This is a genomic window from Comamonas sp. NyZ500, from assembly GCF_016772095.1.
Taxonomy (GTDB): Bacteria; Pseudomonadota; Gammaproteobacteria; order Burkholderiales; family Burkholderiaceae_C; genus Comamonas; species Comamonas thiooxydans.
The window spans coordinates 1-13,185 of the sequence record NZ_JAEIJE010000006.1 but is presented as its reverse complement, the minus strand read 5'-3'; the positions used below and the strand labels follow the sequence as shown (position 1 = coordinate 13,185).

The following is a 13,185-nucleotide window of genomic DNA, read 5'->3' as shown; positions in this document are numbered from 1 at the left end:
ATTTTGCACCTCAGGGCGTGCAGGCATCGTCGCGATAGAGCTCGGCATAAGGCACGCCATCGAAATGCAGCTTCCGGCTGTCCTGCAAATGCGGCATCGCCGTGCTGACGTCGTATCCCTGAGCTGCAATCAATATCTCGGGCGCCAGAGTCGTGCTGTGTGCCATAGGACTTTCAGAGATCGCCACCTCTTCACTCCCTTGCAGACCCCTCATTGCCTCGTTCGTCCAATATGCCAGTGGCACCTCCAGCACTGACTGATCATTGCCCTGGCGAGGGCTGTCCACACAAGGAGGAACTCCAAGGCCATGATCAGACACGTAAAGCAGCGCGCTGGGCGCGTCAGACGCTTCATCCAGCATGCGAATCCAGTCGGCCAGCAGGTCCGAGGTATAGCGAATCGAGTTATCGTATGAATCTGCGCCCTCATAGCGGGAACGAGGGTAGCGCTGGGAGATATCGGGATGACTGCCATAGGTATGAAGAACCACTAGCTTATGTGACGCGTCATCCGCCAGCGACTTCTCCAGCCAAGTCGTCATCACTTCGTCATGTGCCCCATTGCCCACCTTGGCATAGACATCCGCAGAGCGACGCAATATCTGCGAGTACATATCCTCGCTCTTGTCATTGAATCTGGAGTTGGAAAAGACAAAGGTCTTGTAGCCAGCATGCCGAGCCAAATCCAGGAACGAAGGCGAGGCATTTTTCTGGCTGTCGAAAGCAGACTGCCCCGTCAAAATATAGGGCAGTGCCTTTGCCGTGTTGAAGCCATGAGCCATGACCTTGTAGGTCCGCAAACCGGAAACCTGCCTCAGTGACTGATTGGTATCGTCTTCCTGATAGCCCAATAGTGACCAGCGATGGCTGCTGGCACTCTCACCAATAATCACCACCAAGGTGTTCGCCTGAGATGCACTTGGCCTGGCAGGCAATGTCGGCTGATAGAAAACCTCTTTTTCCAGATCGCCATAACGCACTGCAGCCTTGGCCATATGCATGGGGTAGATATGACGCAGTTTATGCACATAGTCATTGACGGTGAACTGCTGAGTCATGCCAAAGGCAAAAAAACTGGTCCAGAGCAATCCTATGCCCAGCAGTATTCTTTTCTCCCATTTCTGAAATGGAGCTGCTCCAGCCTTGCAGTTTTTAAAGAGAAAGTAGCCACATCCGAAACTTGCCACCAGCCAGCACAGCACGACAAGAATCATCTGGCGATTGATGGAGTTCAGGAACTCGGCAGCCTCATGAGCTTCGGTGCGCAGCACCGTGGCAAGGGAAAACTCATCGATCATGTTTCCCAAAAACTGGGCATGAAAAATATTCGCAGCGCCGATAAAAATCAGAAGTGGAATACAGATCGCCAGAGACTTTCGGGACAGCGCCAAAGGATAGAAGAACAGCGCGGCCAACAGCGTGTAGCCCACTTCTTTTCCATATGAGCGAATGAGAAACGGAGGTGAAAAAAGCAATATCCAGGCGATTAGAGAGCCCAGTCTCATTGCAAAGGAAGATATATTCATATTTCGTGACAGATTTGTGACGATTGTATGAAATACTTCTTTTGTTAAATAGCCGCCCAAGCAGCGCTCACCACTGACTTTCTAGGACTTGACCCGCAGGGCTATGATTCGCGGCTTCTCTTCTCGACCGAAAGTCCGCCCATGCTGCCCCGCCACAACGACCCGATTGCCGCCATTGCCACCGCTCCGGGGCGTGGTGCCGTGGGCATTGTTCGGGTCTCCGGCAAAGGCATTGCTGCGCTGGTACGGACGCTTTGCTGCAAGGAGCTGAAACCGCGCGAAGCGACTTATCTGCCCTTCAGGGACGCGGGCGGCTCGCCCATAGACCATGGCCTGGCCATCTACTTTCCCGGCCCGCACAGCTACACGGGCGAGGATGTGCTGGAACTGCAGGCCCATGGCGGCCCCGTGGTGCTGCAGTTGCTGCTGGCACGCTGTCTGGAAGCAGCACAGAGCGCCAATGAAGACGGCAAGCCGGTGCTGACTGGGCTGCGCCTGGCCCAGCCCGGCGAGTTCACCGAGCGTGCTTTTCTCAACGACAAGATCGACCTGGCCCAGGCCGAGGCGATTGCCGACCTCATCGATGCCAGCACCGAAGCCGCCGCGCGCAGTGCCAGCCGTTCGCTGTCCGGCGCGTTTTCGCAGGAAATCCATGTGCTGCGCGATGCCCTGGTGCATCTGCGCATGCTGGTGGAGGCCACACTGGACTTCCCCGAAGAGGAAATCGACTTTCTGCAGAAGGCCGATGCCTTTGGCCAGCTGGAGCGCCTGCGCGCCCAGGTCACTGCCGTGCTGGCACGCGCCCATCAGGGCGCGCTGCTGCGCGAGGGCATCAAGGTGGTGATTGCCGGCCAGCCCAATGCGGGCAAAAGCTCGCTGCTCAACGCGCTGGCGGGCGCCGAGCTGGCCATTGTCACCCCCATTGCCGGAACCACGCGCGACAAGGTGCAGCAGACGATTCAGATCGAAGGCGTGCCCCTGCATGTGATCGACACCGCAGGCCTGCGTGACAGCGATGACGAGGTGGAGCGCATCGGCATTGCACGCGCCTGGGACGAGATTGCAGCGGCCGATGCCGTGCTCTTCCTGCACGACCTGACCCGCGTGGAACAGGCCGACTATGCGGCAGCCGATGCCGATATCGCCCGCACCCTGCAGGACAAGCTGCCCGCGCAGGTACCGGTCATCCATGTCTGGAACAAGACCGATATGGCGGCTGCCGACGTGCAGTCCCGCCACACCGCCCAGCTCAATGCCGAGCAGATCGCCTTGTCGGCCCGTACCGGCGATGGCCTGGATGCGCTGCGCAAGCGCCTGCTGGAAGTGGCGGGCTGGCAATCCGCCCCCGAAGGCCTGTACCTGGCCCGCGCCCGCCATGTGGAAGCCCTGCAGGCCGTGGATGCCCATCTGGAGATGGCCGACGAGCAGCTGGCCGCTCAATCCGCCCATCTGGATCTGCTGGCCGAGGAACTGCGCCTGGCACAGCTGTCGCTGAACTCGATTACCGGCGAATTCAGCTCCGACGACCTGCTGGGGGTGATCTTCTCCAGCTTCTGCATCGGCAAGTAAAGCGGCCGGCAGGCCCGCTGCACTACTCAAGCGGGCATAAAAAAACGCCACCTTTTCAGGTGGCGTTCTTGTTGGCGCTGGCGCCGTGCTTACTTGCCTTCGGCAGCCTTGCCGAACTTCGGCAGGTTGAACTGAGGCGGCACGCCCATGCGCTTGTTGATGATCCACTGCTGAGCGATCGACAGAATGTTGTTCGTCAGCCAGTACAGCACCAGACCCGAGGGGAAGAAGAAGAACATCACGCTGAACATCAGCGGCATGATCCACATCATCTTGGCCTGCATGGGGTCAGGAGGAGCGGGGTTCAGGGCGGTCTGCAGCAGCGAGGACAGAGTCATCAGCAGCGGCAGGATGAAGAAGGGATCCGGCACCGAAAGGTCATGAATCCAGCCAATCCAGGGCGCGTTGCGAATTTCCACGCTGGACTGCAGCACCCAGTACAGAGCCATGAAGACAGGGATCTGAATGACGATGGGCAGGCAGCCGCCCATGGGGTTGACCTTCTCCTCGCGGTAGATGCGCATCATCTCCTGCTGCATCTGCTGGGGCTTGTCCTTCAGACGCTCGCGCATTTCCTGAATGCGGGGGTTGATGGCCTTCATCTTGGCCATCGAGGAGTAAGCCTTGGCGTTGAGCCAGTAGAAGGCAATCTTCAGCAGCACCACCAGGGCCACGATGGACCAGCCCCAGTTGCCGATGAACTTGTGCAGCTCGGACAGCAGCCAGTACAGCGGCTTGGCCAGAATCGTCAGCCAGCCATAGTCCTTGACCAGTTCCAGACCAGGCGAGAGCTTTTCCAGCATGGGCTCGACCTGAGGGCCGGAGAACAGGCGCGAGCTCACGGTCTTGGTCTGGCCGGGCTCCACGGTGCCCACGGGCGTGATCATGCCCACGGCGTAGAGGTTGTCACCCACCTTGCGCACGAAGTTGTCACGCTGGATGCCATCGGCCAGCAGCCAGGCGCTGGCGAAGTAGTGCTGCACCATGGCCACATAGCCATTGGAGGATGCCTTGTCGACTTCGGCCTTGCCGTTCTCGATGTCCTTGAACTCGACCTTGTGGTACTTCTTGGCTTCGGTATAGACGGCCGGGCCAGTGAAGGTGGAGTAGAACGTGGACTCATGCTCGGGCTTGTTGCCGTCGCGCACCAGCTGCATGTACAGCTGGGGGTTCACGGCGGCAGAGCCGGTGTTGACCACATCGTGCTGCACATCGACGGCATAGGAGCCGCGCTTGAGCGTGAAGGTCTTGACCAGCTTCACGCCACCCTGGTCGGCCGACTCGAAGCGCACTTGCACGCTGTCCTGACCGTCCTTGAGCTCGCGCTCGCCGGGCATCACGGTCATGGGAGTCTTGTGCGTGGGGAAGTTGCCGCCGATCAGGCCGGTCTGACCCAGATACACACGCTTGGCGTTTTCCTCGAACACCTGCATGAGCTTTTTGTCATCCACGGTGTCGGAGTACTTGAGCAGCTCGGAAGCTTTCAGCGTGCCACCTTCGCTGTCGAAGGTCAGACGCATCACATCGCTGCCCACGATCACATCCTGACGGGGCGTCACGGCTGCTGCGGGCTGAGCCGCGGCATTGGCGGCACCGGGCACATCGCCGGCAGAAGCTGCTGCTGCGGGCTGGGGCACGCTGACGTCAGCAGGCTTGACATCGGCCGCAGCAGGCGCGCTGACCGTCTGCGGCGATGGGAAGAAGGTGGGCTTTTTGCCGTTATGGATTTGCCACTTGTCCCAGAGCAAAACCATGGAAAAGCCAAATATCACCCACAGTATGGTGCGGCGAATATCGTTCATGAAGACTTCTTAGGTGAGGAAGGTTGGGTGGTCGCGGAAGAGTCCGAGGCATCGTCCAGAAAGGAAAACAGCCTGGGCTTTTGCTGTGGCACGGGATCATGCCCTCCGTCACACCACGGATGACAACGCGCCAGCCGGCGCACCGTCAGATAAGAGCCTACCGCAGCGCCGTGTTGCTCCAGCGCTTGAAGGGAATAGGCCGAGCAGGTCGGCTCGAAGCGACAGGCCGAGCCCAGCCAGGGACTGAGCAGCAGCCTGTAGCCACGCACTACAGCCATGAGCAGTCGCTGCATCATGGCTGGTTCTCCGGCTGATTTGCTATTAAATCAGTAGCTTTTTGCGCTTTACCATCAATGGCTTGAGGTGAATTCTTCTTCAAATTCACCTCCGCCTCGGCGGTCTGACGGGCCTGCGTCAGGCGGCGCGCCCCGGTCGCAAAAAGCTGTTGCAGTTCCTTGCGGACCGCTGCCTTGAGCTGATCCGAAGTTGCACTGACGAATTGCTTACGGTCAAACCCCGAGCGCAGGCGCACCACATAGGAAGCACACAGCAGGGCATCCTCGTAATCCGAGGACACCGCGTAGATCTGGCGCTTGATGGTGTGGCGCGTGACCGAGCGGCGTGCCCAGCGCTTGGGCACCATGGCACCCAGCCAGGCCTGCTTGCGCACGGCACCAATGCCAAACAGGGCCTGCGGATCGTTCGATCCGGGCCCTGTCCTGGGGTTGGCAACCATGTCGGGAACCTCGGCCACCAGCTCCATGCGATGCAGGGCGAAGTGCGGGGTACGGGCAATCGTGCCCGCGGACATGGTGGCCTGGAATTGCGGACGCGTTTTCAGCCTTTGCATAGGAGAGCCTCCGTTCAGAGGCCTTCAGCGCAGCGAATGAGCAGACCGCTAGCCAACGCCGGCCTTAGACGGCCAGACGCTTGCGGCCCTTGGCGCGACGTGCGTTGATCACGGCACGGCCACCCTTGGTCTTCATGCGGACCAGGAAACCGTGGGTACGGGCGCGGCGGATCTTGGAAGGTTGGTAAGTACGTTTCATGTTGGTTCCTTGAGAAGGTTCAGTATTTGCGTCGGCAAGGCGCCATGTCTGCGCCCGACCATTCCGGTTTTGCGCCGCACACTGTCACCGCCAAACCCGATATTTTTTCACATGCCGTGCATGTCATCGGACCAGAAGGCAACAAACGGAACAAAGCACCCGCCACAGCTCCTAAAGCAACTGGGCGCGCGCGCACAAAAAAGGCGCCCGGCTCATATCACCCTGAACACATTCAGGGAAACCGGGGATTATCACAGCGTTGCGCCTTTGATGCAATGACCCTTGAATTTGCTAAGGACTCACGGGGCATCCCGTCAAGCACCTGCGCGGCCCAGAGATTCTTTACAAACAGCAGGCGGCCAATCTATTAGGATGTGCAGCCTATAACGCACCGGAGTCGGGGACAGCCTTCTGATATTTTGTGGATAACTTCCGCAAAAGCTACAATACCAACCCCGCAACTGTTCCTCCTATCCACAATTAGACTTTTGACAATGACAGAGGAACCAACCAATGATGCAGGCCAGGCCCTGTGGCAGGTCTGCGTTGAGCAACTGGGTCAGGAGCTGCCAGAGCAGCAATTCAACACCTGGATCAAGCCGCTGACGGCACTCGTTGCAGAAGATTTTTCCAAGGTCACCGTCTATGTGGCCAACCGCTTCAAGCTGGACTGGATCCGTGCCCAGTATGCGGGCCGCATCTCGGCCATGCTGGAGTCGCTCTACGGCCAACCTGTCACTCTTGAGTTAGCACTTGCTCAGCGGGAAAGCGTTGTTCGTACTTATGTGCGCCCTCCTTCATCGACTCAGCAGGCTGCACCGCAAACGCACAATGTCGCCGTGCCTACCGTCACCAGCGAAGAGGCCAGCGCACCGGTTTTCCGCACCCGATTGAACCCGGCTCTCACCTTCGAGACGCTGGTCGAAGGTACGGCCAACCGCATGGCGCGCTCGGCCGCCATGCATGTGGCAGGCTCGCCCGGTCATCTCTACAACCCGCTGTTCATCTATGGCGGTGTCGGTCTCGGTAAGACCCACCTGGTGCATGCTGTGGGTAACCAGCTGCTCAAGGACAAGCCCGACGCCAAGATTCTCTACATCCACGCCGAGCAGTTCGTCTCGGATGTGGTCAAGGCCTACCAGCGCCGCACCTTCGACGAGTTCAAGGAACGCTACCACTCGCTCGACCTGCTGCTGATCGACGATGTGCAGTTCTTCGCCAACAAGGACCGTACGCAGGAAGAATTCTTCAATGCATTCGAGGCCCTGCTGGCCAAGAAGAGCCATATCGTGATGACGTCCGACACCTACCCCAAGGGTCTGGCCAATATTCACGAGCGCCTGGTCTCGCGCTTCGACTCAGGCCTGACGGTGGCCATCGAGCCGCCCGAGCTGGAAATGCGCGTGGCGATTCTGATCAACAAGGCCCGTGCCGAGAACGCCGACATGCCCGAGGAAGTTGCCTTCTTCGTGGCCAAGAACGTGCGCTCCAACGTGCGTGAGCTCGAAGGTGCGCTGCGCAAGATCCTGGCCTATTCGCGCTTCAACCAGAAGGAAGTGTCGATCCAGCTGGCCCGCGAGGCGCTGCGCGATCTGCTCAGTATTCAGAACCGCCAGATTTCTGTGGAAAACATCCAGAAGACGGTGGCTGACTATTACAAGATCAAGGTGGCCGACATGTACAGCAAGAAGCGCCCGGCCAGCATTGCCCGGCCGCGCCAGATTGCCATGTACCTGGCCAAGGAGCTGACGCAAAAAAGCCTGCCCGAGATCGGCGAGCTGTTCGGCGGCCGCGACCACACGACGGTGCTGCACGCCGTACGCAAGATTGCGGGCGAGCGCCAGACCAACACCGAGTTGAACCAGCAGCTGCATGTGCTGGAACAAACGCTCAAGGGTTAAGAGCGTGTTCACGATCTGCTCGCGCCGACGTAGAGATCATGACCACGCTCTGAAAAACTCCCCCATGAATGTCACTCACACAGGGCAAAATGGGGAATTCACGCGGCATGAGGGAGCGTCCGCCCAGCCCTGCGGATGCCGCCGCGTCAAAACAAATGCGCACTTAAATCACTGAGGTTGACATGATCGTCCTGAAAGCCACACAAGACAAAGTTCTCGCGGTCCTGCAATCGGTGGCCGGCATTGTCGAGCGCCGCCACACGCTGCCCATTCTGGCCAATGTGCTGATCAAGAAGACCGGCAATGCACTGCAGCTGACAACCAGCGATCTGGAAATCCAGATCCGCACCACGGCCGAACTGGGCGGCGACGCCGGCGACTTCACCACCACCATCGGTGCCCGCAAGCTGATCGACATCCTGAAGACCATGCCCGGCGACCAGACCGTGAGCCTGGAGACGCAGCAGTCCAAGATGATTCTGAAAGGCGGCAAGAGCCGCTTCACGCTGCAGACCCTGCCCGCCGAAGACTTCCCGCTGGTGCAGGAATCGGCCGCCTTCGGCCCCGCTTTCAGCGTGCCGCAGAAGGTGCTCAAGGACCTGCTGGGCCAGGTCTCCTTTGCCATGGCCGTGCAGGACATCCGCTACTACCTGAACGGCATTCTGTTCGTCGCCGAAGGCAACACCCTGAGCCTGGTGGCCACCGACGGCCACCGCCTGGCCTGGGCCAGCGCCACGCTGGACGTGGAAGTGCCCATCAAGCAGGAAGTGATTCTGCCGCGCAAGACCGTGCTGGAGCTGCAGCGCCTGCTGTCGGACGCCAGCGGCGAGAACCAGCCCGTCATCGAGATGCAGTTTGCCAACAACCAGGCCAAGTTCACCTTTGGCGGCATGGAGTTCGTGACCAAGCTGGTCGAGGGCAAGTTCCCCGACTACAACCGCGTCATCCCGCGCAACCACACCAACAGCGTGACCCTGGGCCGCGCCCCGCTGCTGGCATCGCTGCAGCGCACGGCCATCATGACCAGCGACAAGTTCAAGGGCGTGCGCCTGTCGGTCGAGCCTGGCACGCTGCGCGTGGCGTCCAACAACGCCGAGCAGGAAGAGGCCATGGACGAACTCGACATCGACTACGGTGGCGACACCATCGAGATCGGCTTCAACGTGACCTACCTGATCGATGTGCTCACCAATATGAGCCAGGACATGGTCAAGATCGATCTGCAGGACGGCAACAGCTCGGCGCTGGTCACCATCCCCGAGAACGAAAGCTTCAAGTACGTCGTGATGCCCATGCGCATCTGAGTGGACCGAACGCAGCCAGCCATTTCATTGCCTGAAATAACAGGAGCAGCTACCGCTCGTCCTGTAATGATTTCAGGCAAGTATTCATTTGAAAGTTATGCAGGTCAGGCGCCAACAGCTCCTGACCTTGTAGCAGCAAGGTAATTTCATGACCGAAGAGAACAAGCCAGACACCCAGACCGCCGCAGATGCAGGCGGCTATGGCGAAGGCGCAATCCAGATCCTGGAAGGCCTGGAAGCCGTGCGCAAGCGCCCAGGCATGTACATCGGTGACACCTCGGACGGCACCGGTCTGCACCACCTGGTCTTCGAGGTCGTGGACAACTCCATTGACGAAGCGCTGGCCGGCTACTGCGACGACATTCTGGTCACCATCCATGCCGACGGTTCGCTGTCCGTCATCGACAACGGCCGCGGCATTCCCACCGGCGTGAAGATGGACGACAAGCACGAGCCCAAGCGCTCGGCTGCCGAAATCGCGCTGACCGAGCTGCACGCCGGCGGCAAGTTCAACCAGAACAGCTACAAGGTCTCGGGCGGCCTGCACGGCGTGGGCGTGTCCTGCGTGAACGCGCTGTCCGTCTGGCTCAAGCTCACCGTCAGCCGCGACGGCCGACGCCACGAGATCGACTTCTCGCGCGGCTTTGTGCAAAACCGCCTGATCGAAGTCGTGGACGGCGCCGAAGTCTCGCCCATGCGCGTGGTCGGTGCCAGCGACAAGCGCGGCACCAAGGTGCACTTTCTGCCCGACCAGGAAATCTTCAAGGAGAACTTCGAGTTCCGCTACGAGATTCTGGCCAAGCGCCTGCGCGAGCTGTCCTTCCTGAACAACGGCGTGCGCATCCGCTTGAAGGACGAGCGCGACGGCAAGGAAGACGACTTCTCGGGCGCCGGCGGCGTCAAGGGCTTTGTGCAGTTCATCAACGGCACCAAGAAGGTGCTGCACCCCACCACCTTCCATGCCAACGGCTCGCGCCCAGCGGAAACCTATGGCGGCATTCCCGGCACCGAAATCGGTGTCGAAGTGTCCATGCAGTGGAACGACAGCTATGCCGAGCAGGTGCTGTGCTTCACCAACAACATTCCCCAGCGTGACGGCGGCACCCACCTGACCGGCCTGCGCGCCGCCATGACCCGCGTGATCGGCAAATACATCGCCGACAACGAAATGGCCAAGAAGGCCAAGGTCGAAGTCTCCGGCGACGACATGCGCGAAGGCCTGTGCGCCGTGCTCAGCGTGAAGGTGCCCGAGCCCAAGTTCTCCAGCCAGACCAAGGACAAGCTGGTCAGCTCGGAAGTGCGAGCGCCCGTGGAAGACATCGTGGCCAAGAGCCTGACCGACTTCCTCGAAGAAAACCCCAACGACGCCAAGATCCTGTGCGGCAAGATCATCGAGGCGGCCCGCGCCCGTGAAGCCGCGCGCAAGGCCCGCGAAATGACGCGCCGCAAGGGCGTGCTCGACGGCATGGGCCTGCCCGGCAAGCTGGCCGACTGCCAGGAAAAAGATCCTGCGCTGTGCGAAATCTACATCGTCGAGGGTGACTCCGCCGGCGGCTCCGCCAAGCAGGGTCGCGATCGCAAGTTCCAGGCCATCCTGCCGCTGCGCGGCAAGATCCTGAACGTGGAAAAGGCCCGCTACGAAAAGCTGCTGTCCAGCCAGGAAATCATCACCCTGATCACGGCCCTGGGCACCGGCATCGGCAAGGTCAGCGAAGACTCGGGCAAGAGCAGCAGCGACGACTACAACCCCGACAAGCTGCGCTACCACCGCATCATCATCATGACCGACGCGGACGTGGACGGCGCCCACATCCGTACCCTGCTGCTGACCTTCTTCTACCGCCAGATGCCCGATCTGGTCGAGCGCGGCCATATCTACATCGCCCAGCCGCCGCTGTACAAGGTCAAGAACGGCAAGGAAGAGCTCTACCTCAAGGACGGCCCGGCCCTCAACAAATACCTGCTCAAGATCGCGCTGAACCATGCCAGCGTGAACACCGGCGGCGACAATCCGCGCACCGTCGAAGGCGAAGAGCTGGCCAAGCTGGCCAACATGCACCTGGCCGCCGAAACCGTCATCGAGCGCCTGTCCAACTTCATGGATGCCGAAGCCCTGCGCGCCATTGCCGACGGCGTGCAGATCAAGCTCGACACCATCGAGGAAGCCCAGGAGTGCGCCCCGATTCTGGAAGCCAAGCTGCGCGAGCTGACCACCACCGGCGTGCCCGCCGATGTGACGGCCGAGATCGACCCCAACAGCGAGCACCCCATCCTGCGCATCAGCCGCCATCACCACGGCAATATCAAGAGCTCCATCCTGACCCAGGAGTTCGTGCGCAGCCATGACTACGCCGCTCTGTCCGACGAAGCGCAGAACTTCGTCGGCCTGCTGGGCGAAGGCGCCAAGGTCACGCGCGGCGAAGGCGAGAAGGCCAAGACCGAAAAGGTCGGCGACTTCCGTCAGGCCATGGCCTGGCTGATCTCCGAAGCCGAGCGCACCACGGGTCGCCAGCGCTACAAGGGTCTGGGTGAAATGAACCCCGAGCAGCTCTGGGAAACCACCATGGACCCCAACGTCCGCAGCCTGCTGCAGGTCAAGATCGGCGACGCCATCGAGGCCGACCGCGTCTTCACCATGCTCATGGGCGACGAGGTCGAACCGCGCCGCAACTTCATCGAAGACAACGCGTTGCGGGCGGGGAATATCGACGTTTGATGTTTGTCGAATGCCACCATTGGTGAAAACTTTGACAAAGTTGATGAAAAAAGATCCCGGATTACTCCGGGCTCTTTTTTTTGCACAGTCTGAAGTCTATGGCTGCTATGCAGCGGTTGCTGCCGATCGAAGAATCTGCATGAACACACGCTTCAGCAGATCAAATTGATTGGTCAGCGCCCCTCGTAGGCCATCGTGATCAGCGACTTCACAGCATCTAAGTCCGTTTGATTCGCGATCGCGACCTCTAGATCGCCTGTGCCCCAGTGCCCGATATCACTCACATCACGAGCGTTCGGAGGCAAAGGTCCAGACTGTTTGGGGTTTAAATGCAGGTACAGCAACAAGCGATTCTTCTGCAGAACGATCGTCGCGAAGTTCTTTAGCCGCTTGAACGCAACGTACAGCCTCAGCTCCTTACGTTGAACATCATCACCAAGAGAAAAGATGTAGTCCTCGATGGTGGCCAGCAACTCCGTAAGAGTTGTTGACAACGTTGGCACCAGGTCAGCATAGGACTTGTCTGGCCCAACTGCCTTGACTGTGGCGGTGATCGCGACAGCATCCTTTGGGGATGGTTGAGTGACCTTCGTACCTGTAGATCGGCGCTCTTGACTGGAGTAAACGCTGGCTTGCTCAAGTAGTAGAAGCTCTTCACCGAACTTTCTGTACCGAATCAGCTCAATGTTGCGCCCTATTTGCTGGACGGCATGATCGTCATATCTGTTGAAGTCCGCGGCAATGCAAACCAAGCGTGGCGCACCCCAATCGATTGCCTCAGCCACGTCTTTACCGAACTTCTCCAACACCAAGAATTTGAAGTCCGCTTGGTGATCCATCAGCCAATTCAAATAGAACAGCCCTTGGTTGATCACATTCTCGTGCGCTGCCCGCTTGTACTCCAGGATCACAGGACAGTTGTTCTCGTCCAGGCCAAGCGTATCGATACGCCCAGCATGCAGTCGACCCGTGCTGTACTCTGAAGCCAGAAATCGGATCCCCAACATGGTTTCGAGATTTCCCTCAATCAGCTTTTGAAGCGGTCGCTCCAAGTCTGACTGATGGCCGTGGAGTTTGGTGGCTTGGCCATCAACCAACCGAAAGAGGTTGATTTCACTCATGCAGCATCCTTCTGGGGAAACCTTGGCAAGCTCACAGCGACATCTCGGAAAGCCGCCAAAGCAGCCTCCAGGTGCTCAATGATCTCTTGCTGCAGTACATCCGGCGGAGGAAGATCATCGAGTGTTGATTTCCACCCAGAAGTGACCCACTAGCCCCCGGTTTTTCCATCTCAATCTGACCCACGCATTAACCCTAGC

The 13,185-nt window shown here is 59.4% G+C and carries 10 protein-coding genes; 4 read left to right on the top strand and 6 right to left on the bottom strand.

Features of this window, described 5'->3' with window-relative positions:
* Positions 1-10: 10 nt before the first annotated feature.
* Complete coding sequence (locus tag JAO85_RS11155; protein ID WP_237734806.1) at positions 11-1,525, bottom strand: sulfatase-like hydrolase/transferase; 1,515 nt, start codon at positions 1,523-1,525, stop codon at positions 11-13.
* Positions 1,526-1,666: 141 nt separating this feature from the next.
* Between JAO85_RS11155 and mnmE the strand changes: the two genes are divergently transcribed.
* Complete coding sequence (mnmE, locus tag JAO85_RS11150) at positions 1,667-3,094, top strand: tRNA uridine-5-carboxymethylaminomethyl(34) synthesis GTPase MnmE (protein ID WP_202788094.1); 1,428 nt, start codon at positions 1,667-1,669, stop codon at positions 3,092-3,094.
* A gap of 89 nt (positions 3,095-3,183) precedes the next feature.
* Here the strand turns inward: mnmE and yidC are convergent, their stop codons facing one another.
* The 4 genes from yidC to rpmH form a co-directional block, all read right to left on the bottom strand.
* A complete protein-coding gene (gene yidC, locus JAO85_RS11145; protein ID WP_012840382.1) occupies positions 3,184-4,896 on the bottom strand; it encodes a membrane protein insertase YidC in 1,713 nt (570 codons plus the stop codon).
* Positions 4,893-5,192, bottom strand: a complete 300-nt coding sequence (gene yidD, locus JAO85_RS11140) for a membrane protein insertion efficiency factor YidD (RefSeq protein WP_003064792.1) — start codon at positions 5,190-5,192, stop codon at positions 4,893-4,895. Before yidD ends, yidC begins: the two co-directional genes overlap by 4 nt.
* Positions 5,189-5,746 carry a ribonuclease P protein component gene (locus JAO85_RS11135; RefSeq protein ID WP_202788093.1) on the bottom strand — a complete coding sequence of 186 codons (558 nt, stop codon included), beginning with the start codon at positions 5,744-5,746 and terminating at the stop codon, positions 5,189-5,191. The genes yidD and JAO85_RS11135 overlap by 4 nt, the downstream gene beginning before the upstream one ends.
* A gap of 64 nt (positions 5,747-5,810) precedes the next feature.
* Positions 5,811-5,945, bottom strand: coding sequence for a 50S ribosomal protein L34 (gene rpmH, locus JAO85_RS11130; RefSeq protein WP_003060014.1), 135 nt, complete (start codon positions 5,943-5,945; stop codon positions 5,811-5,813).
* A 494-nt stretch (positions 5,946-6,439) separates the two neighbouring features.
* Here rpmH and dnaA point away from each other — a divergent pair, with 494 nt between their 5' ends.
* The 3 genes from dnaA (at position 6,440) to gyrB (ending at position 11,866) form a co-directional block, all read left to right on the top strand.
* A complete protein-coding gene (gene dnaA, locus JAO85_RS11125) occupies positions 6,440-7,846 on the top strand; it encodes a chromosomal replication initiator protein DnaA (RefSeq protein WP_003064795.1) in 1,407 nt (468 codons plus the stop codon).
* 182 nt (positions 7,847-8,028) lie between these two features.
* A complete protein-coding gene (gene dnaN / locus JAO85_RS11120; protein WP_003064798.1) occupies positions 8,029-9,150 on the top strand; it encodes a DNA polymerase III subunit beta in 1,122 nt (373 codons plus the stop codon).
* 148 nt (positions 9,151-9,298) lie between these two features.
* Entirely contained in the window at positions 9,299-11,866 is a 2,568-nt protein-coding gene (gyrB, locus tag JAO85_RS11115; RefSeq protein WP_012836528.1) for a DNA topoisomerase (ATP-hydrolyzing) subunit B, read from the top strand.
* Positions 11,867-12,039: 173 nt separating this feature from the next.
* Here the strand turns inward: gyrB and JAO85_RS11110 are convergent, their stop codons facing one another.
* Positions 12,040-12,987: a DUF5655 domain-containing protein gene (locus JAO85_RS11110; RefSeq protein WP_202788092.1), complete on the bottom strand. Its 948-nt coding sequence runs from the start codon at positions 12,985-12,987 to the stop codon at positions 12,040-12,042.
* Positions 12,988-13,185: the final 198 nt, after the last annotated feature.